This window comes from Caulobacter sp. DMC95 (assembly GCF_056313785.1).
Map to the genome: position 1 here is coordinate 50,862 of NZ_JBQUZP010000001.1, position 20,171 is coordinate 71,032.

The 20,171-nt window shown below is 66.6% G+C and carries 23 protein-coding genes; 14 read left to right on the forward strand and 9 right to left on the reverse strand.

The annotated features are described in order from the left end of the window. Positions 1-8: 8 nt before the first annotated feature. Both ACT53N_RS00220 and ACT53N_RS00225 read right to left on the reverse strand, forming a co-directional pair. A complete protein-coding gene (locus ACT53N_RS00220) occupies positions 9-1,484 on the reverse strand; it encodes a M56 family metallopeptidase (protein WP_476062016.1) in 1,476 nt (491 codons plus the stop codon). Continuing rightward, positions 1,474-1,857, reverse strand: a complete 384-nt coding sequence (locus ACT53N_RS00225; protein WP_476062017.1) for a BlaI/MecI/CopY family transcriptional regulator — start codon at positions 1,855-1,857, stop codon at positions 1,474-1,476. Before ACT53N_RS00225 ends, ACT53N_RS00220 begins: the two co-directional genes overlap by 11 nt. A gap of 125 nt (positions 1,858-1,982) precedes the next feature. Between ACT53N_RS00225 and ACT53N_RS00230 the strand changes: the two genes are divergently transcribed. The 14 genes from ACT53N_RS00230 to der all read left to right on the forward strand — a co-directional run bounded on the left by ACT53N_RS00230 (position 1,983) and on the right by der (position 11,872). Then, a complete protein-coding gene (locus ACT53N_RS00230; RefSeq protein ID WP_476062018.1) occupies positions 1,983-2,561 on the forward strand; it encodes a 2'-5' RNA ligase family protein in 579 nt (192 codons plus the stop codon). 78 nt (positions 2,562-2,639) lie between these two features. Further along, a complete protein-coding gene (locus ACT53N_RS00235; RefSeq protein WP_476062019.1) occupies positions 2,640-2,987 on the forward strand; it encodes an ArsC family reductase in 348 nt (115 codons plus the stop codon). A gap of 106 nt (positions 2,988-3,093) precedes the next feature. Continuing rightward, a complete protein-coding gene (locus ACT53N_RS00240) occupies positions 3,094-3,780 on the forward strand; it encodes an HAD family hydrolase (RefSeq protein WP_476062020.1) in 687 nt (228 codons plus the stop codon). Positions 3,781-3,815: 35 nt separating this feature from the next. Further along, positions 3,816-4,004 carry a hypothetical protein gene (locus tag ACT53N_RS00245; protein WP_476062021.1) on the forward strand — a complete coding sequence of 63 codons (189 nt, stop codon included), beginning with the start codon at positions 3,816-3,818 and terminating at the stop codon, positions 4,002-4,004. Between the two features lie 12 nt (positions 4,005-4,016). Beyond that, on the forward strand, positions 4,017-4,427 hold the full coding sequence (locus tag ACT53N_RS00250) for a hypothetical protein (protein ID WP_476062022.1): 411 nt from the start codon (positions 4,017-4,019) through the stop codon (positions 4,425-4,427). Beyond that, positions 4,427-4,942, forward strand: a complete 516-nt coding sequence (locus tag ACT53N_RS00255) for an RNA polymerase sigma factor (RefSeq protein WP_476062023.1) — start codon at positions 4,427-4,429, stop codon at positions 4,940-4,942. The genes ACT53N_RS00250 and ACT53N_RS00255 overlap by 1 nt, the downstream gene beginning before the upstream one ends. Beyond that, positions 4,939-5,247 (forward strand): hypothetical protein, encoded by a 309-nt coding sequence (locus tag ACT53N_RS00260; protein ID WP_476062024.1) that lies wholly within the window; start codon positions 4,939-4,941, stop codon positions 5,245-5,247. Before ACT53N_RS00255 ends, ACT53N_RS00260 begins: the two co-directional genes overlap by 4 nt. A gap of 103 nt (positions 5,248-5,350) precedes the next feature. Beyond that, entirely contained in the window at positions 5,351-5,743 is a 393-nt protein-coding gene (locus tag ACT53N_RS00265; protein ID WP_476062025.1) for a DUF6249 domain-containing protein, read from the forward strand. Positions 5,744-5,765: 22 nt separating this feature from the next. Further along, positions 5,766-6,350, forward strand: a complete 585-nt coding sequence (locus tag ACT53N_RS00270) for an RNA polymerase sigma factor (protein ID WP_476062026.1) — start codon at positions 5,766-5,768, stop codon at positions 6,348-6,350. Beyond that, positions 6,343-6,723: a hypothetical protein gene (locus ACT53N_RS00275; protein ID WP_476062027.1), complete on the forward strand. Its 381-nt coding sequence runs from the start codon at positions 6,343-6,345 to the stop codon at positions 6,721-6,723. Before ACT53N_RS00270 ends, ACT53N_RS00275 begins: the two co-directional genes overlap by 8 nt. Before the next feature lie 93 nt (positions 6,724-6,816). Beyond that, complete coding sequence (gene panB / locus ACT53N_RS00280; RefSeq protein WP_476062645.1) at positions 6,817-7,644, forward strand: 3-methyl-2-oxobutanoate hydroxymethyltransferase; 828 nt, start codon at positions 6,817-6,819, stop codon at positions 7,642-7,644. A 152-nt stretch (positions 7,645-7,796) separates the two neighbouring features. Then, positions 7,797-8,549, forward strand: coding sequence for a tetratricopeptide repeat protein (locus ACT53N_RS00285; RefSeq protein WP_476062646.1), 753 nt, complete (start codon positions 7,797-7,799; stop codon positions 8,547-8,549). Then, positions 8,546-9,976, forward strand: coding sequence for a PQQ-like beta-propeller repeat protein (locus ACT53N_RS00290; protein ID WP_476062028.1), 1,431 nt, complete (start codon positions 8,546-8,548; stop codon positions 9,974-9,976). Before ACT53N_RS00285 ends, ACT53N_RS00290 begins: the two co-directional genes overlap by 4 nt. Before the next feature lie 126 nt (positions 9,977-10,102). Next, on the forward strand, positions 10,103-11,872 hold the full coding sequence (gene der / locus ACT53N_RS00295; RefSeq protein WP_476062029.1) for a ribosome biogenesis GTPase Der: 1,770 nt from the start codon (positions 10,103-10,105) through the stop codon (positions 11,870-11,872). Positions 11,873-11,952: 80 nt separating this feature from the next. Here der and ACT53N_RS00300 read toward each other — a convergent pair whose 3' ends face one another. The 7 genes from ACT53N_RS00300 to alr form a co-directional block, all read right to left on the reverse strand. Beyond that, a complete protein-coding gene (locus tag ACT53N_RS00300; protein WP_476062030.1) occupies positions 11,953-13,458 on the reverse strand; it encodes a methyl-accepting chemotaxis protein in 1,506 nt (501 codons plus the stop codon). A gap of 183 nt (positions 13,459-13,641) precedes the next feature. Beyond that, positions 13,642-14,397: an SDR family NAD(P)-dependent oxidoreductase gene (locus ACT53N_RS00305; RefSeq protein WP_476062031.1), complete on the reverse strand. Its 756-nt coding sequence runs from the start codon at positions 14,395-14,397 to the stop codon at positions 13,642-13,644. 48 nt (positions 14,398-14,445) lie between these two features. Continuing rightward, a complete protein-coding gene (locus ACT53N_RS00310; RefSeq protein WP_476062032.1) occupies positions 14,446-15,432 on the reverse strand; it encodes a bile acid:sodium symporter family protein in 987 nt (328 codons plus the stop codon). A 46-nt stretch (positions 15,433-15,478) separates the two neighbouring features. Then, on the reverse strand, positions 15,479-16,981 hold the full coding sequence (gene purF / locus ACT53N_RS00315) for an amidophosphoribosyltransferase (RefSeq protein ID WP_476062033.1): 1,503 nt from the start codon (positions 16,979-16,981) through the stop codon (positions 15,479-15,481). Beyond that, complete coding sequence (locus tag ACT53N_RS00320) at positions 16,978-17,595, reverse strand: CvpA family protein (RefSeq protein ID WP_476062034.1); 618 nt, start codon at positions 17,593-17,595, stop codon at positions 16,978-16,980. Before ACT53N_RS00320 ends, purF begins: the two co-directional genes overlap by 4 nt. Then, the gene (gene radA, locus ACT53N_RS00325) at positions 17,592-18,974 is read right to left on the reverse strand and encodes a DNA repair protein RadA (RefSeq protein WP_476062035.1); all 1,383 of its coding nucleotides are present in this window, start codon (positions 18,972-18,974) and stop codon (positions 17,592-17,594) included. Before radA ends, ACT53N_RS00320 begins: the two co-directional genes overlap by 4 nt. Positions 18,975-19,043: 69 nt before the next feature. After that, complete coding sequence (gene alr / locus ACT53N_RS00330) at positions 19,044-20,138, reverse strand: alanine racemase (protein ID WP_476062036.1); 1,095 nt, start codon at positions 20,136-20,138, stop codon at positions 19,044-19,046. Positions 20,139-20,171 lie beyond the last annotated feature (33 nt).

The following is a 20,171-nucleotide window of genomic DNA, read 5'->3' on the forward strand; positions in this document are numbered from 1 at the left end:
CTCGCGATCTAGTCGCGAGCGCCCCGGCTCTTCAGGTAGCTGACCACGGCGACATGGCCGTTCTTGCGGGCCATGCCCAGCGGGGACCGCATCTCACCGGGATTGGCCACGACCGCGCGGTTCACGTCAGCGCCGTGCTCGACGAGGTACTTCACCACCGCGAGGTCGCCCCGGCGGGCGGCGCCGATCAGCGGGGTCTCGTCGCCGGGGACGAAGGACTCGACGTCCGCGCCGCGCTCGACCAAGGCCTGCACGATATCGAGGCGACCGGCCAACGAGGCCTGGATCAGCGGATTGCCGTCGCCGCGAACGGCGAGGTTGGGATCAGCGCCGGCGGCCAGCAGGGCGCGGACGACGTCGGCCTGGCCGCTGCGCGAGGCCTCGATCAGCGGCGAGCCATCGCCGCGGGCGATGTAGTTGGGGTTGGCGCCCAGCGCGATCAGCTCACGGATGCTGCGCAGGTCTTTCCGGTCGACCGCGTCATACAGCGGGCGTCCCAGATGCCGAGCTACGGCGCGACGGGCCTCCTCGGGCGTTTGCTGCACGGTCTGGGCGGGCTGTGCGGCCCAGGCTGCGGCGGCGGTCGAGAGGCCAAGGACGCCCACGGCCACGGCTCCGGCGAGGTGGCGGCGGCGGTCGGCGTGATGATGGGTGAGCATGGTGAAGCGCTCCTTCAGTTGCTTGTTGGCCGAGGCTGGCCAGTGGCAGCCCAGCGGAGGCGCGCAGGCGGCCAGCTGGGTCTTCAGCATGGCCTCGCCATAGGCGCGGCGGGTCTTGGGGTGACGGGCCAGCACGGCCGCATCGCAGGCGATCTCCTGGTCGATGCGAAGCGCTGCGGCGCCGAGGTGAACGAAGGGGTTGAACCAGAACAGGCACTGCAGGGCGGTGACGATCGCATTGATCTGGGCGTCGCCAACGGCGAGGTGGTTACGTTCGTGCGCCAGGATCAGCGCCTGTTCCTCGGGCGTGTATTGCTTGTCGAAATCCGCTGGCAAGACGACGCACGGCGTCAGAGCGCCGATGACGGCAGGACCGACCCCGGGGCGATCAGAGCGCACCAGGCGATCATCCCCGGTCAGGGTCAGCGCGCCCAGTGAACGTACAAAGCGACGCTGCCGTTCGACCTGCAGGACTACGCCGCCGAACGCCACGACCAGCCAGAGACCCAGCGCGATTTCGCCGAGCGGGACCAGGGGCGTGGACGCCGTCTGCGTTGGCGCCGCTGGCGCGGCAGGCCCAGGCTGCGGCGATGCTGGGGCCGCAATCACGGCCATGGGGGTGGCGACGTAGGGCGCGGGCAGCACGATGGTTCGGGCCGGGATCAGCAGCGCCAGGATCGAGAGCGGTGCGATCAGCCACAGCGCATAGGCGTTTCCGGCGCCGAAGGCCTTTCGGACGGGTCGACGCAGGACCAGCACCAGCAGCACGGCCGCCGCCAGAGCGATATTGGCCTTGCCGAGGAAGAGCAGGATGTCAGCGACCATCGTCGATCTTCTCCAAGAGGCGGCGGAGTTCGGCGACGTCTTCGGGATTGAGCTTCTCGCGCTTCGAGAAATGGCTCACCAGCGGCGCGAGACGACCGTCGAACAGGCGATCCAGAAGGCCCTGGCTCTCGGAGTCCACATAGTCCTCGCGACCAATCAGCGGGCGATACAAAAAGCGTCGGCCATCCTTGTCGGCGGCGATGGCGCCCTTCTTGAGAAGCCGGTTCAGCAAGGTCTTCACCGTGCCTTCCGCCCAGCCGTGGTCTTTGGCCAAGATGGCCAGAACCTCTTCGGCCGGCTTGGGGCTGTCGGCCCAAAGCACCTTCATGACTTCGCTCTCGGCGGCGCTGATGCGGTGTGATGTCGTGTCCATGCTTCGGACGATTACGCATGTAAACGTTCCCGTCAAGTGATCGATTACGCGCGTAAACGAAATGTAATGAACCGTTGGAGCCGTGCGCGAACCGGCTTAGGCCTTCGTCGTCAGAGGAGTTGCGCATGCCAGATACGCTTCAGCTTGGCCTGCCGGGCTTTGATCCGCCGACGCCGACCGACCGATTGATGTTCCTGCTTTATCCGGACCCATCGACGGCAGAGCGCATCGCGCAGGAAGCCGCGCGCCTGAAGTCCGCTCTGAATCTCGGCGGCGCGCTGGTTCAAACCAACCGCCTGCACATCACCCTCCACCATCTGGGCGACTATGTCGGCCTACCTAACGACATCGTCAGCAAGGGCGTCCTGGCGGGTGGGGCCGTGGCCAGCGCTCCGTTCGAGGTGGTCTTCGACCGCGCCCTCAGCTTCGCCAATCGTCCGGGCAACAACCCGTTCACGCTGCAGGGCAGGGAGGGGGTGAGCGCCCTGATCGGCTTCCAGAAGACGCTGGGCGAGAAGATGGCCGCGGCGGCGCTGCGTCCTGACCGGAGCTTCACGCCGCACATCACCTTGCTCTACGACGGGCAAATCGTCCCCGAGCAGGCGGTCACGCCGATCACCTGGACGATCGATCGTTTCGCGCTTGTGCAGAGCAAGCTCGGCCAGACCCAGCACATCGTCCTTCGGGAATGGCCCCTGAGCTGACGGATCGGCCTGTTGCGCTGAACGGGTTCGGTGGCAGGAAGGACGCACCTCTCGATTCGGCGCGCCAGGAAGTCCACGATGACCATCACGATGTACGGCATCAAGAACTGCGACACCGTCGCCAAGGCCCGTAAATGGCTGGACGACAATGGTCAGCCTTATGTCTTCCACGACTACAAGGCCGCAGGGATCGACCAGCCCCGTCTGGACGCCTGGGTCGCGGAGCTGGGTTGGGAGATCGTGCTCAACCGCGCGGGAACGACGTTCCGCAAGCTGCCCGAGGCGGACCGGCAGGATCTCGACGCCGGCAAGGCTGTCGCGCTGATGCTCGCCCAGCCCTCGATGATCAAACGACCCATCCTCGATCTTGGTGAGCGCCGGCTGGTGGGGTTCAAGCCCGATCTCTACGCGGCCGCTTTCGGCTGATCCAAGCGCCTCGGCGCGGCGCTATCGCCTGCTGAGCGAAGTTTAAGACGACATCCAAGGCCGGATCGGTCTATCAGTGAGGGCTAGGCTCGCCGGACGCGGGCTCTTGGAGGGCATTTCGCGCGTGGGGAAGAACGCCGTCTCGCGATACGAGCTGGTCATCTTCGACTTTGACGGCACGCTGGCCGATAGCGCCGCGTGGATGATGCGCGCCGTCAATCCGATGGCGCGGCGTTATGGCTTCAAGACTGTCACCGACGACGAGATCGAGATGCTGCGTGGTCGCAGCACGCGCGAGGTGATCCGCTATCTCGGCGTATCGCCCTGGAAGCTTCCGCTGATCGCGCGCGCCGGCAAGAAACTGATGGCCGCCGACGCTCATACGATTCCGTTGTTCCCCGAGACCGAGAAGATGTTGCGCGCCCTGCATGCGGCCGGGGTCAAGATCGCGGTGGTCAGCTCCAACAGCGAGGCGGTGATCCGCCGTGTCCTGGGCGAAGAGCTCGGTAATCTGATCAGCCTCTACGCCTGCGGCGCGTCGCTGTTCGGCAAGGCGCGGAAGTTCAAGCAGGTCACGCGACAGGGCGTGGCCCGCGACAAGATCATCTGCATCGGCGACGAGACCCGCGACATCGAGGCCGCGCGAGCGGTCGGCCTTGATTGTGGCGCCGTCGGCTGGGGCTACGCCAAGCCCTCGATCCTGGCGCAACATGGCCCGACCGTTTCGTTCAACTCGATGTCCGAAATTATTTCGTATGTCGGCGCATCCAAGGCGGCGGTCGGCGGCGACTAACCTTCGAAAGCGCGAATGATCGCGCCCAAGAGGGAATGACTTCCATGGCCGACCTGTTCCAAGCGTTCTGGTGGCTTCTGTTTCCGTTGGCGTTTGGTGCGATGGGCGCCTTCCGCATGTGGCTGGATTGGCGCGCGCGCCTTGAGCTGACCAAGACCCTGCGTGCGTTCGCGGAGAAGGGGCTCGAGCCGCCGGCCGTGCTCCTGAGCCAGTTGAACCGATAGGGAGCGAAGATGATGTTTGATCTGTTCAACCGCTATTGGTGGCTGCTCTTTCCGATCGGCTTCTTCATCTACAGCGCCTTCCAGAGTTGGCTGTCCTATCGCTCGAACCGTGAAACTCTGGATCTGATCAAGGCCTATGCGGCTTCAGGACGAGAGCCGCCGCCGGAGCTTCTGAGTCGCCTGAGCAAGCGCCAGAACTTCGACGCCGATGATCACGCCGAGCGAAGCCGAGGTGACGGTCGATACGACGGTTGGTACCAAGTGGTGCTGTTCGGCATGCTTTGCGCGGGCTTCTCCTACGCGGCCTTCGCGGACATCTACGGCGCGGGCGAAGCGTTCACGATCGTGGCTTTCGTGATGGCCGCTTTGAGCGCGGCCTCCCTGGTGCAGGTGTTGTTCGTCGGCAAGCGGCGGCGTGATTGATGGACGCCGCGCTCGTCAGGCAGGCGCGCGCGGGGTCCCAGGTCGCCTTCGCCAGGCTGGTGGCCATCCACGAGAAGCCGCTACGGGGCTTTCTGCGAAAGAGCGGCTGGATTGACGCCGACGACATCGCCCAGGAAGCCTTCGTGGCCGCGTGGAGCCATCTGCCCAAGCTCCGCGATGATGCGGGCTTTCGGGCTTGGCTCTATGGCGTCGCCTGGAAGAAGGCCTTGTCGCACCGGCGGGGCGCGCAACGCGCCGCCGCTCGGGACGAGGCCTGGCGCGGCGAGCAGGACCTGGAAGCCGCTGCTGACGTCGCCGCCGAAGATCGCCTGGCGTTGGAGGCGGCGCTGGCGACCTTGCCGGACGACCAGCGCGCTTGCGTAGCCCTTTGTCTGGGGCAGGCTTGGTCGCACGCAGAGGTTTCCGACGCTTTGGGCATTCCTTTGGGCACCGTGAAGTCGCATGTTACCCGTGGGCGCGAACGGCTGCTGGCGGTTTTGGGAGACTCTCGATGACCCCTGATGATCAGCTCTCGCTTTTCCTGGGAGAGCAGCCTGCGACAAGCCGCGCGGGTCTGTTCACCGCGGTGGTGATGCAGAAGATCGAACGCCGCGTCTTTCTCCAGCGCATCGCCGTCGCCAGTGGCGGCTCGGCGGTGGTCGGCTTGATCGCCTGGGCCTGTGCACCAGCGCTGAACGTGCTGGTCGGCGCGCTGGCGCCGGGTCTGGCCCCTGCCGCAGCGGCGTTGGCTTTGGTGGCGGTCACGCTCCTTGTCAGCAGCTCCTCGGTCCGACGGCGCATGGGTTTCGCCGCCGGCTAGCGCCTTACGAAAGTTTCATGGCGAACGGCGCCTCCAAACGAGAGCGTGAGCGCCTCTTACCAGTGAAGGCGGCGCGGGGGCGTCGTCCACCGAACTGGAGGATTTGAGAATGGGTCCCGAAATTATCGTCCCGGTCGCGCTCTTCGCCATGATCTGCGCCGTCGTCTGCGTGCCGCTGTACCTGAAGAGCAAGGAGCGGATGGAGATGCAGGCGACGCTTCGTCTCGCCATCGAGAAAGGCCAGCCGGTCCCGCCCGAGGTGATCGAGGCCATGACCCGTAACGTGAAGATGCCGCCCACCCGACTGCGCGATCTGCGGACGGGTGTGATCTGGCTGGCGATCGGCGTCGGCGTCGGTCTCGCCACCTACTTCGGCGATTTCCTTGAAGGCGACATGGATTTCGACGGCTTCGGCATCGCCTGCATTCCCGCCGTGATCGGCGTGGCGTTTATTGTTCTGAGCTTCTTCAATCCGAACAAGGAACAGCGGGTCTAGCGCCCGAGGCCTTGGGAGGGGCTTGATTTCAATGGGCATGGAACGCCCGCCAACAGGACACGACGTCGAGCTCGCCGCACAGGCGGCGGGTGGCGATCGGCTGGCCTATGGGGAACTGGTGCGGCGGCATGGCTCGGCCGTCCGAGGGCTGCTGCGACGCATGGGCGCCGACTCCGCCACCGCCGACGACTTGGCGCAGGACGCGTTCATGGCGGGCTTTGAGCAGGTCGCCGAGTTCCGAGGTGATGGGACTTTCGGGGCCTGGATCAAGAAGATCGCCGCGCGGCTTTATCTGAAGCGCGTCAAGCGTGAGGCGCGTCTGATTTTCTCGGACAATATCGAGCCGCTTGAAGAGATTTCCGTGAAGGATGCGTCCGGCGACGCCGCCAGCCGTATCGATCTCGACGAGGCGCTCAAGGGTCTGTCACGGGGTGAGCGCTTGTGCGTTTCGCTCTGCTACGGGGCCGACTGGTCCCATGGCGAAGCGGCGGAGGCCTTGAATATCCCGATCGGCACGGTGAAATCCCATGTCAAACGTGGTTTGGACAAACTTCGGGCGAAACTCGCCCGACCGGATGAGGGCGCGAGGAGGGAAGCTCATGGCTGAACCCGATTTCGAAGCGCAATTGACCCGCATGTTCGCTCAGGCGCCGTCGTTTCCGGACGCGGCGCTGTTCAATGCGGAAGTCATGGCCAAGTTGGACCGAGGCTGGGCGATGCGGCGGATGTTCATCGCCGTCGCGGGAACGGGCGCGGGCCTGATCGGCGCCTTCCAGATCTTCGGCAGCCGCTTCACCAACGAACTGGCGCAGCTTTCCCGTGAGGGGAGCCACGGTCTGGAGACCGAGATCAATGGCGGATGGGCGAAGCTCACCTCGCTGCTGAGCACGCCGTCCAGCGCTGAAGCAGTCTGGCTCGCCGCAGGGTTGGCGGTGGTCGCCCTGGCCTTCGCTGTCACACGCGTGGTCGAGGATTTCTGAGGGGTTCTCGCCGCATTATCGCTGTTCATATTGCGGTGCGGCGCGATCTCGCCCACAAACGGCGCCCAAAAAGCGTCTTAGGGAGGGTTCGCCCTGTCCGCCCATCGTGAAGAGACGGTTCGCCGTCTGGCCGCCCCCGATATCGCCGCCCGCAAGGGCGGCGTGCCCATTGTGTGCCTGACCGCCTACACCGCGCCGGTCGCTGCTGCGCTGGACGATGCTTGCGACGTCCTGCTGGTGGGCGACTCCGTCGGCATGGTCGTCCATGGTCTGCCCAACACCGTCGGCGTCACCATGGAAATGATGATCCTGCACGGTCAGGCCGTGATGCGGGGATCGCGCAAGGCCATGGTCGTCGTGGACATGCCGTTCGGCTCGTATGAGGCCTCGCATGAGGAGGCCTACGCGAACGCTGTCCGGATCATGAAGGAGACGGGCGCCCAGGCGGTGAAGGTCGAGAGCGGCCCGACCGTGCCCGAGACCATCGCCTACCTGACCCAGCGGGGCGTGCCGGTCATGGGCCATGTGGGCCTGCGCCCCCAGGCGGTGCTGCTGGAAGGCGGCTTCAAGGCCAAGGGCAAGGACGACGCGGGACGCGCCAAGGTGCTGGAGGAGGCCCGGCTGACGGCCGAGGCCGGCGCCTTCGTCATCGTGGTCGAGGGCGTCGCTGAGAGCCTCGCGCGCGAGGTGACCGAGTCGGTCTCCGTCCCGACGATCGGTATCGGCGCCTCGGCCGGTTGCGACGGCCAGGTGCTGGTCGTCGACGACATGCTGGGCCTGTTCGACTGGACGCCGAAGTTCGTGCGCCGCTACGCCGATCTGAAGAACCAGATCGAACGCGCCGCGGCGCAATACGCCAGTGACGTTCGCGATCGCAGCTTCCCGGGGCCGTCTGAAACCTACTACGCCAAGAAGCCATAAAACGGCGCGTTGCGACCGCGCGCGGCACGCTATAGGTTCGCCGCCTCAGCGGACGGCCCTTCGTCCGCCACATTCTGTCCTAAACCCGAAGGGGTTCTTCGCATCGGCGGGGAGCGCCTATGGGTCAGCGCCTGTTTTCGGAGCCTCGTTTCGTGGTCGATGTTTTTGACGAAGTCGAAGAACAGCTTCGGGCGGAGCGTTATCGCACGCTAGCCATGAAGTCGCTGCCTTGGGTGGCGGCGGCGACCGCGGTGGTGGTGATCGGCGTCGGGGGCTACTGGGGATGGACCGGCTACCAGACGGGTCAGACCGACAAAGCCTCTCAGGCCTATCAGGCCGCGCTGCAGACCGCGCAGAGCCAAGGGCCCGCCAAGGCGTTCGACGGGTTCAAGGGCGTCGCCGACACCAACGCCAAGGGCTACAAGGCCCTGGCCCTGATGCAGATGGGCGCGATCCGGCTCGAAGAGAACAAGACCAAGGAAGCCGTCGCCTATTTCGATGAGGCCGCCAAGGTCGCGCCGGGGCCGATGATCGGCGACCTGGCCCGCCTCAAATCCGCCTTCGCCTTGATGGACACCGCTTCCTACAAGGACATCGAGACGAGGTTGACGCCTTTGGCGGGGGAAAAGAGCCCATACCGTGTGTACGCCAAGGAGGCGCTGGCCTTCGCCAAGCTGCAGGCCGGCGACCTGGCCGGCGCGCGGTCGGAGTTCGTGATTCTGGCCAACTCGCTCGACGCCAACACCTCTGAGGCGGTGCGCCAACGCGCTCAGGCCGCCATGCAACTCATCGACTCCGGCTCGGCCAAGGATCTGGCCGCGGCCGTCAAGGCTGCGGCCGCGCTGCCGGCAGCGCCTCCGATGATGCAACTGCCGCCCGCCGCCGCCCCGAACGCCGCCCAATGAGCCTCAAAATGAACTCCAAGCGTTCCGTCGCGCTGGTCGCGCTGATGACGGCGGCCGTGACGGTCAGCGGCTGCTCGACCGTCTCCAAGCTCAATCCGTTCGACAAGAGCGAGAAGAACAAGAGCACCGCCAGCCAGGGCCAGCGGATTTCGATCATCGCCTTTGACCAGAAGGTCGAGGCCAACGAGTCGCTTAAGGGCGCCGACTTCTTCCTGCCCGATCCGGTGGTGCAGACCGAGTGGCGCCTGCCCGGAGGCAATCCGGAGCAGTCGATCGAGCACGTCGACGCCGGCAAGGCGTTCCAGGTGGCCTGGAAGAAGGGCTTCGGCAAGAAGGGCGGCGCCAAGTTCCATGTCACCGCGCCGCCGGTGGCGTCGAGTGACCGCATCTTCGTGATGGACGGCGAGGCCGACGTGGTCGCAATGGACGCACGTTCCGGCGACATCGTTTGGCGCAAGGACCTTCGTCCGGCCGCCGGTCCAGCGATCAAGGGCGGGTTCCTGGGTCTCCTCCCCAAGAAGAACGACCGTCTTGGCTTTGGTGGCGGGGTCGCCCTGGGTCCTGACAACAAGCTCTATGTCGCCTCGGGTTTCCGCTCGGTCGCCCAGATCGACGCTGCGACCGGCGCCATAGGCTGGACGCAACCGACCTCGACGCCGATCCACGCCGCGCCCACCGTAGTCGACGGTCGCGTTTTCGTGGTGTCGACCGACAACGAACTTCTGACCTTCGCGTCCGAGACCGGCGTGCCGGGCTGGACCTATCAGGCGCTCACCGAGCCGGCGCGCATTCTCGCGGCCTCGACGCCCGCCGTCAGCGGCGACACGGTGGTCTCGGGCTTCGCATCGGGTGAACTGATCGCCTTGCGCGCCGCCAACGGCAACGACCTGTGGAGCGAAGCGCTCAGCCGCGCCAGCCGCACCAACGCCCTGTCGGAGATCCGCGACATCCCGGGGCGCCCGGTCATCTACAAGGGCGACGTCTTCGCCGTCAGCCATTCGGGCGTCTTCGCCGCGACTGACCTGCGTTCGGGCCAGGCGCGCTGGAGCCTGCCTGTCACCGCCATCACCACGCCCTGGGCCGCCGGTGACGTCGTTTATGTCGTCGACAAGGCGGGCCAGGTGATCTGCGTGTCGCGCGAGAACGGTTCGGTCTACTGGATCCAGGACCTGAATGACTCGGCCAATCTCTCGAAGAAGCAGAAGAAAAAACGCGCCAAGAAGCCGCGTCTATGGTCGACCCCGATTCTGGCGAACGGCCGCCTGATCACGGTGTCGAGCGAAGGTGAGGCTGTCGCCTTGAACGCAAAGACCGGCGCCAAGGAAAAGACGCTGAAGATTGGCTCGCCGGTCCTGCTGAACCCGATCGCGGTGGGTGACATGATCTATCTGGTCACCGACGACGCCGAGCTCGTCGCCATCCGCTAACCTCCTGGTCCCTGCTGGGAGCAGAGGCCCAAATCCTTGAAGCCCGGGTCGGCGAAAGCCGGCCCGGGCCTTCGCTTTTTCGGCTCCCTTTTGCGATAGGGGCGAAAATCGACTACTGGACGCCTTATGCCTTTGAAACTCGCCATCGTCGGCCGGCCCAATGTGGGCAAGTCCACGCTGTTCAACCGCCTCGCCGGCAAGAAGCTGGCGATCGTCGACGACCAGCCGGGCGTCACGCGCGACCGCCGCTACGCCTCCGGGAACCTGGGGGATCTTGAGCTTGAACTGATCGACACCGCCGGCTTCGAGGACGTCGACGACTCTAGCCTGGAGGCGCGGATGCGCGCCCAGACCGAAGCCGCGATCGAAGAGGCGGACGTCTCGCTGTTCGTGTTCGACAGCCGCGAGGGCGTGACGGCGCTGGACGAGGTGTTCGCGGCCATCCTGCGCAAGCGCGACAAGCCGGTCATCGTCGCGGCCAACAAGGCCGAAGGCAAGGCCGGTGAGGCTGGCGCGGGCGAGGCGTTCCGCCTGGGCCTTGGCGAGCCGATCCCGATCTCGGGCGAGCACGGCGAAGGCATGGCCGAGCTCTACGCCGCCCTGCTGGCGTTCGAGCCCCAAGCCGAACTTGAGGATGGCGACGAGGACGACGACAGCAAACCCATCCGCATCGCGATCATCGGCCGTCCGAACGCCGGCAAGTCGACCCTTGTGAACCGTCTTCTGGGCGAAGATCGCCTACTGACGGGTCCTGAAGCCGGCATCACCCGCGATTCAATCTCGGTCGACTGGGAGTGGGACGGTCGCAAGATTCGCCTGGTCGACACGGCTGGGCTGCGTCGCAAGGCGAAGGTTCAGGACAAGCTGGAGAAGCTGTCGACCGCCGACACCATCCGCGCCATCACCTTCGCCGAGGTGGTGCTTCTGGTGATGGACGCCACCCATCCGTTCGAGATTCAGGATCTTCAGATCGCTGACCTTGCCGAACGGGAAGGGCGGGCCGTAGTGTTCGTGCTGGCCAAGTGGGACCTGATCGAGGATCAGGCCGCTCATCTCGCCGCCTTCCGTGAGCATGCCGAGCGCATGTTGCCGCAGCTACGCGGCGCGCCGGTCGTGGCGCTGTCGGGCGAGACGGGCAAGGGCATCGGTCACCTGATGCCAGCCGTGATCAAGACCCACAAGGACTGGTCGACCAAGGTCAAGACGCGCGACCTGAACGACTGGCTGCAGATGGCCATGCAGCGGCACCCGCCGCCGGCCGTCAGTGGTCGCCGCGTGAAGCCGAAGTACATGGCCCAGACCAAGGCCCGTCCGCCGACGTTCGTGCTGTTCTCCAGCCGCGCCGACCAGATGCCGGATCACTATCGTCGCTATCTGGTCAACAGCCTGCGCGAGAGCTTCGACCTCCCGGGCGTGCCGCTGCGGATCACCATCAAGTCTGGCGCGAACCCCTATGCGGATGGCGAAGCCAAGGGCCATAGCGGTCGTGGCAAGCGCGAGTTCGAGCGCCGTGAGCGGGAAGAAGAGCGCATCCGGGCCTCGCGCAACACGGTCAAGAAGTCCAAGCGTCTGGCCGCCGAGGCCGCCGCCAAGGCTGCTGAAGCAGCGGGCCTGCCCGATCCGGGCAAGGCTGCGGTGAAGCCGGTGAAGAAGAAGGGGCCCGCCGTGGCCAAGGCCGCGCCGAGCGAGGTCGCAACCGCGTCGGAGCCCGGCAAGGCGGCGGTTAAGTCGGTGAAGGCCAAGGGCCCCCGCGCCCAGAAGAAGGTGTCCACCACGCCCAGCTACAAGGTCGGCGCCAAGGCGGCCGGTGGCAAGGCGGCTGGGCCGAAGCGTCCCACAGCGGGGGCGCGGACGGTGCGTGGCAATACTGGGCCTGGACGTCCCAAGGGACGCTAAGCTCTGAAATGAACATGGCCGCCGCTGGTCAGCGGCGGCCATGTCGAACCCGACAACACGGGTCCGTCCCCCCACGGGACTTAGAATTCTTCCCAATCGCTGGATGGCGCGACCGCGACAGCCGCCGAGCCGGGGCGTGCATAGGTCTGAAGCTTGGCGCGCGGAGCGGCGACGGCCGGGGCCGCTCTTGGCGCGGGGGCTTCCGGGCGCCTCGCCGCGTAGCTCGCGCCTGTCTGGAAGCGCGAGACCTGTCGCGCCAAGTCCTGGGCCTCGCCGCGTAGCTGGGCGGCAGAAGTGGTGGCCTGTTCCACCATCGCGGCGTTCTGCTGCGTGACCTGATCCATCTGGTTCACGGCGGCGTTGACCTGGTTGAGACCCGTCGCCTGCTCCTGTGAGGATTCAGCGATCTCTCGGATAAGGGTGTCGATCTCGCCGACCTTGGCCACGATGTCGGTCAGCGCCTGGCCGGTGTCGCCCACCAGGCGGACCCCGCGTTCGACCTGGGCTGTGCTGCTGGCGATGAGTTGCTTGATTTCCTTGGCGGCTTCTGCGGAACGCTGGGCCAGGCCCCGCACCTCCTGGGCGACGACCGCGAAGCCGCGACCCGCGTCGCCGGCCCGGGCGGCCTCGACGCCGGCGTTCAGGGCCAGCAGGTTGGTCTGGAAGGCGATTTCGTCGATCACCCCGATGATCTGGGTGATCTGGCCCGAGGATTTCTCGATCTCGCCCATCGCCGAGACGGCCTCGCGGACGACTTCACCGGACCGATCGGCCTCGCGGCTTGCCGAGGAGGCGGCGGCCGACGCCTGTTTGGCGCCGTCGGCGCTACGCTTGACCGTCGCGGTGATCTCATCAAGCGCTGCGGCGGTCTCCTCGAGGCTGGCGGCCTGTTGTTCCGTTCGCTTTGACAGGTCGTTTGAGGCGCTGGCGATCTCGGCCGCGCCGCTCTCCATGCCATGGGCGGCCTCGGCGATTGCGCCCATGGCCTGTCTGAGGCTGTCGATGGCGGCGTTGAAATCCGCCTTTAGTCGGGCGTAACGCTCATCGAAGTGCGCATCTATCCGAGCCGTTAGGTCGCCTTGCGCCAGACGCTGAAGGCTGGCGGCGAGCGCAGAGACGACCTCGTCCTGCTCTTGGCGGATGAAGTCTCGCTCACGCTCGCTTTCCAGCCGTTCGGTCTCGATCTCAGTGATGTCCGTAGCGAACTTGATGATTTTGGTCAGCTTGCCGTGCCAGTCGAACACTGGGTTGTACGAGGCCTGGATCCAGATCTCACGGCCGCCCTTGCCAACGCGCTTGAACTTCCCGGCGAGGAACTCGCCGGCGTTCAGGCGACGCCAGAAATTCCGGTAGTCGGCGCTGGCGGCGTAGTCGGAGCCAACGAAAAGGCTATGCGCCCGCCCCTGAATCTCGCCCAGCCCATAGCCCACCGTTCGCAGGAAATTGTCGTTCGCGGTGATGATTGAGCCGTCGAGGTTGAACTCGATCACGGCCTGCGAACGCTGGATAGCGGCGACGACGCCTTCCAGCTCGCAAATGCGGCTGGCTTGGTCGCCGGCTTCGCGGCCGATGGAGAACAGAGCCATGCGAGGTCTCGGTGTTTGCTACTTGGAGCGTAACCACTCGCCGCGCATGGTTAATGAGCCGCTAATGCGTCTGTTCTGGGCGCATTATCCTGGAACGGAGTTCTCCGAACGCCATCCAGGGTGGAAGTCCAGGAAGGCAGGACAACCCTGGCGGACACGCGAATGGACGCCGACGAATCGGTGTCAGGCGTCGATCGACGGCGATTCCTGGCCACGTTCCTTGAAGCGAACCACACCCTTGGGCGCCTCGCGATCGGTGCGGAGCAGATCGACGATGAAGGGCGCGATCGTCTCGGGCGCGGGTACGGTCGCGGGGTTCTCGCCCGGGAAGGCGGCCGACCGCATCTTGGTGCGCATGGCGCCGGGATCGACGCAGAAGGCGCGCACCGTGGTGTTCTCCATCTCGTCGGCATAGACGTCGACGATCGCCTCCAGCGCCGCCTTCGTGGCGGCATAGGCGCCCCAGAAGGCGGGCCGGGTCTTGGCGACGCTGCTGGAGAAGAACAGGGCGCGTCCGGCGTCCGAGGCGCGCAGCAGCGGGTCCATGGCGCGGATCAGGCGCCAGTTGGCCGTCAGGTTGGTCGACACGATCATGTCCCAGCCCTTGGGCTCTAGGTGGCTGACCGGCGTCAGCGGGCCCAGCACGCCCGCCGCGCCGATCAGGATGTCGAGCTTGCCCCAGCGCTTGTGGATGGCCGCGCCCAGATGGTCCAGGCCGTCGGGCTCGCGCAGGTCCAGGGGCACGAGGGTGGCCCGCTCGCCCGTCGCCTGCAGGATGGCGTCATCCAGCGCCTCCAGAGCGCCCTGGGTGCGCCCCACGGCGATCACGTGCGCGCCGACCTTGGCCAAGCCGAGGGCGACGGCCTCGCCGATGCCGCGCGTGGCGCCGGTGACAAGAGCGATGCGGCCGGCCAGCGGCTTGGAGGAGTCGGAAGTCATGGGCGCGTTCTAGAGCAGGGAGGCGGAAACTAAAACTGGCGGAAGCCCTTAAGCTTCTGCGATCTCAGGCGGTCGCTTGGCGTAGTGCTGGGCGATCACCGAGCAGGCCATCAGCTGGATCTGGTGAAAGATCATCAGCGGCAGCACGATGATCCCGGCCGTCGGGCCTGGGAACAAGATGCCGGCCATGGGCACGCCGGTGGCCATGCTCTTCTTGGAGCCGCAGAACATGATGGTGATCTCGTCCTCCTTCGAGAAGCCGAGCGCCCGCGCGCCATAGGTCGTCGCCGCCAGGACAATCGCCAGCAGAACGCAGCAGGCGATCAGCAGGACGATCATCTCCACGGCCGAGACCTTGCTCCAAATGCCGCCGACGACCGCCTCGCTGAAGGCCGCGTAGACCACCAACAGGATCGAGCCCCGGTCCACGTAGCCGACGAGTTGCTTGTGCTTTTCGACCCATTTGGCGACCAGCGGTCGCGCCAACTGGCCAATGATAAAGGGCAGGAGGAGCTGGATGATGATGTCCTTGATCGACTCCCAACCGCCAGCGGCGCCGCCTTGGGTGTGCATCAGAACGCTGACCAGCACCGGCGTGATGAAGATGCCGAAGAGGTTCGAGGCCGACGCCGCGCAGACCGCGGCAGCCACGTTCCCGCGAGCGATCGAGGTGAAGGCGATCGACGACTGCACTGTCGAGGGCAGGCAGCACAGGAACAGCATGCCGGCCGCCAGGGTCGAGGACAAAACCCCAAGCTTGCTGGCGACAAGGCCCAGCACGGGGAACATCACGAAGGTGAACGCCAAAATCGTCAGATGCAGGCGCCAGTGAGTGACGCCGGCGACGACCGCCTCGCGCGACAGCTTGGCGCCGTGCAGGAAGAACAGCAGGGCGATCGCCAGCTTGACGATGACCGACAGGCCTTCCGCCGCCGCGCCGCGCACGGGTAGCACCGAGGCCAGAACGACCATGCCGAACAGGGCGATGACGTAGGGCTCGATCTTCAGCTTATCGAGCAGACTCTTGAAACCCATGGACAAAATCCTCGTCCCGCCAGCTCCCGACGGGACGAGGGATATGTCACGCGCTGACCAGCAGCGAAAGCTGCTTGTCGTTGGTTTCGTTGCGGCCCTCAGCGATCTCGCGATCCGTCAGGCGGGTCGGATAGTCACCGGTGAAGTAGTGATCGGTGAACTGCGGGGTCGCCGGATCGCGCGGACCGGCTTCCAGGGCGTCGTAGAGCCCGTCCACGGACAGGAAGCCCAGGGAGTCGACCTCAAGGAACTTGGCCATCTCATCCAGCGACTTGTTGGCCGCCAGCAGTTGCTCGCGCTCAGGCATGTCGATGCCGTAGAAGTCCGGCCACTTGATCGGCGGGCTGGCCGAGCGGAGGTGGACTTCCTTGGCGCCGGCCTCACGGACCATGCGGACGATCTTCAGCGAGGTGGTGCCGCGCACGATCGAGTCGTCGATCAGAACCACGCGCTTGCCGGCCAGGATGGCGCGGTTGGGGCTGTGCTTCATGCGCACGCCCAGTTCGCGCACGCCCTGGGTCGGCTGGATGAAGGTGCGGCCCACATAGTGGTTGCGGATGATGCCCATCTCGAACGGCAGGCCGCTCTGCTGGGCGTAGCCGAGCGCGGCGGGCACGCCGCTGTCGGGCACCGGCACCACGACGTCGGCGTCGACGCCGGTTTCCTTGGCCAGGTTCATACCCATGCGCTTGCGCACGCCATAGACCGAGCGGCCGTTCACGACGCTGTCCGGGCGCGCGAAGTAGACGTACTCGAACACGCAGGGGCGGGCGGGCGCGGTCTGGAACGGCTTGGTCGAGGTGATGCCGGTCTCCTCGATCACCACCATCTCGCCGTGCTCGATGTCGCGCACGAAGCGGGCGCCGATCATGTCGAGGGCGCAGGTCTCAGAAGCCAGGACAGGCTTGCCGTCCAGGTCGCCCAGCACCAGCGGGCGGATGCCCAACGGGTCGCGCATGCCGATCATCTTCTTGTTGGTGATCGCCACAAGGGCGTATCCGCCCTCGATCTGACTGACCGCGTCGACAAAACGGTCGACGATCTTGGCCTTCCGCGAGCGGGCGATCAGATGAAGGATCACCTCGCTGTCTGAGGTCGATTGGAAAATCGCGCCTTCCTGCACCAGGCGCTCGCGCAGCGTCAGGAAATTGGTCAGGTTGCCGTTGTGGGCGATCGCGACGCCGCCGGTTTCCAGATCGGCGAACATCGGTTGGACGTTGCGGATGCCCGCGCCGCCGGCCGTCGAATAGCGGGTGTGGCCGATGGCCAGGGCGCCCGGCAGGCGTTGGACGAGATCGGCGCCAGTGAACGCGTCGCCGACATGGCCCATGTGGCGCTCGGTGTGGAAGCGGGCGCCGTCAAAGGCGGCGATGCCGCAGGCTTCCTGGCCGCGGTGCTGCAGGGCGTGCAAGCCCAGGGCTGCGATGGCGGCGGCGTCGCGCACGCCGAACACACCGAAGACCCCGCATTCCAGACGGAGGGTGTCGTCCTCTGGGTCACGCCAGGGCGTGGACGAATAGCGGTCGGTCGACTGGCCCAGGAAGGTCATCGCGATTTCTCCACCAGGTCGTCGAGGTTCCGACGCTGGTTTTCATCATAGCCTTTTCCCGACGATTTCTCGCCGGACGTATTGTCGCCGCCGTCCTTGACGGCGTCCTTGATCGCCGGAGCGATCTTGCCGGCCAGCGCCTTGCCCTTGGGAGCGAAGACTTTCAGCACAGTCCCGCTGACTTCCGACAGCGGATAGAAAATCGAGTCCTCGACCCAGCGCGGCATGCGGTCGGGCGGCGTCGCCAGGTTCAGCAAAAGATTGAAGACGCCGAGGATCACCAGAGCGCGGATCAGGCCGAAGCTGGCGCCGACCGCCTGGTCGAGAACGCCGGCCGAGGTGTCGTGCAGGCTGGCGGTGATCCGCCCGCCGATCAGGCGCACGATCAAGAAGACGATCACGAAGACGACCAGGACCGCCGTGGCGGTCGCCGCCCAGTCGGGATCCATCATCTCGCGAAACAGAGGGCCTGTGACGCGCAGGCCAAACAGGGCGATGGCGGCGGCGAAGATGAAGGACAGCGCCGAGGTCAGCTCGCGCGAGGCGCCGCGCACCCAACCGGTGACGCCGGAAACCAGCAGCAGCAGGCCCGCGATGATGTCGAACGGCGTCACGTCAGGCTGGTCCAGATCTCGTCGCCGATCCGGCGGACGGCGTCAGTCAGGCGCGCCACGCCGGCCACGGGCAGGGCGCCGCCGCCTTCCGGCAGACCGGCCAGCGGGCCGAGCGCGCGGCCAAACCCCAGTTTCGCGGCTTCCTTCAAACGGGTCTCCATCCGACTGACCGGGCGGACTTCGCCCGACAGACTGAGTTCGCCGAACACGACGCAGTCCTGGGGCAGGGCGACGTCCAGGGCGGAAGAGGCTAGGGCCGCCGCCGCCGCGAGATCCGCCGCCGGTTCGGTGATGCGCAGGCCGCCGGCGACGTTCAGATAGACGTCCTTGTCGCCAAAACCAAGGCCGCATCGGGCCTCGAGTACGGCGAGCACCATGGCGAGGCGTCCGGAGTCCCAGCCGACGACCGCGCGGCGGGGTGTTCCATAGGCCGATGGGGCGACCAGGGCCTGGAATTCGACCAGCACGGGCCGCGAGCCTTCGATGCCGGCGAACACCGCCGCTCCGGCCGCGCGCTCGCCGCCCTCGTTGAGGAACAGGGCGGATGGGTTCTTCACCTCGCGCAGGCCCACATCGCCCATCTCGAACACGCCGATCTCGTCGGTGGCGCCGAAACGGTTCTTGGCCCCGCGCAGGATGCGGAACGGATAGCCGCGCTCGCCCTCGAACGAGAGCACGGCGTCGACGAGGTGCTCGACCACGCGGGGGCCGGCGATCTGGCCGTCCTTGGTGACGTGACCCACCAGCAGGATCGCCACGCCCTTCTTCTTGGCTAGGCGCACCAGCTCGGTGGCGCAGGCGCGGACCTGAGTGACGGTGCCGGGCCCGGCCTCGTGGGCGTCGCTCCACAGCGTCTGGATCGAGTCGATGACCACAAGGTCGAAGCTGTCGCGCTTGAGGCCATCGAGGATGTCGCGCAGCGCGGTCTCGGCCGCCAGGCTGACATTGGCCTTGGCCAGGCCCATGCGGTCGGCGCGGCCCCGGATCTGCTCCACGGCCTCTTCGCCGGAGATATAGGCGCAGGACACGCCGCGCGCGGCGGCGCTGGCGCAGACCTGCAGCAGCAGGGTGGACTTGCCGACGCCTGGATCGCCGCCGATCAGCAGGGCCGAGCCGGGGACGACGCCGCCGCCGCACACGCGGTCGAACTCGTCGACGCCCGTCAGAATGCGGGGAGGGGGCGCCGTCTCGCTTTCCAGACCGGTGAACTGCAAGCCGCGCACGCGGGTCGCCTTGGTCGTTGACAGGGCGCCGGGCGGCCTGGCCCCGACTTCCTCGACCAAAGTGTTCCAGCTCTGGCAGGCGGGGCACTGACCGGACCACTTGGTCTGGACCGCGCCACAGGACTGGCAGGCGTAGACGGCGCCGTCGCGGGCCATGGGGTCTCCTGATTCTCGAATGCGGGAGACTACAGGGTGGGGACGTGCTGCGCCAAAGACGGACGTGGTCTAGCGGGCTGCGCCGACGTATCGGCGCGCGCCGCGCAGGGAAAGTCTGGTGAGGCGCTCATAGGCGGAGGTCCCTGCGGCCTCGGCGGCGTCGTCCACTGGTAGATTGCGACCAAACAGCTCGACCATCGCGCCGGGACGAGCTGCGTCGCAGTCGGTGACGTCCACCGCAATGAGATCCATGGACACCCGTCCCAGCATCGGCCGCCGAGCGCCATCGAACCAGACCTCGCCGCGCGGGAACGCAGCGCGCGGCACGCCGTCGGCGTAGCCCGCCGCGATGATGGCGACGCGGGTGTTATCGGCGGCGGTCCAACCTGCGCCATAGCCGATGCTTTCGCCGCGCGGGACGACGCGGACCTGAAGGATCGGCGCCTCGACGGTGACCACAGCTCGGATCTCGGGGTGCGGGCGCCCTTCCGGACCGCCGCCGTAGAGGCTGACGCCGGGGCGCGCCTGATCGAAGCGATAGGCTGCGCCGAGGAACAGTCCGCCGGAGTTCGCCAGGCTGCGCTTGACGCCGGGTAGCATGGCGGTGGCTTCCTGGAAGCGCTCGAGTTGCTTGGCGTTCTGCGGGTGGGCAGGCTCGTCGGCGCAGGCGAGATGGCTGATCATCAGCTCCACATCCAACCGCTTGAGGCGGTCGAAGGAGCCGAGCAGCACCTTCAGTTCCTCGCAGCGCAGGCCCAGCCGGTTCATGCCGGTATCGACGTGAAGCGCCGCGGAGAGCCGCCCCGAGCGCGCCTGGACGTTCCAGGCTTCGACCTGGGGCAGGCTGTTGAGCACGGGGATCAACCGGGCGCCCTGCAGGGTGTCACCCGACCCGGGCGTCGCGCCGTCGAGCACGAAGATCCTGGCCTCGCGATCGCCCAGGACCTCTCGCAAGGCCACGCCTTCGGCCAGGCGCGCGACATAGAAGCTGCGTGCGCCCTCCGCCCAGAGCCGATCAACCACCGGAGCAGCGCCCAGGCCATAGGCGTCGGCTTTCACCGCCGGCGCCACCTCGGCTTCGCCAGCGCGCGCGCGCAAGGCGGCATAATTGTGCGCCAGAGCGTCGAGGTCGATGGTGATGCGGGTGTCGTGGGCGTCGGTCACGGCTTGGGCCTAGCCGACACGGCTCTTGGGTTC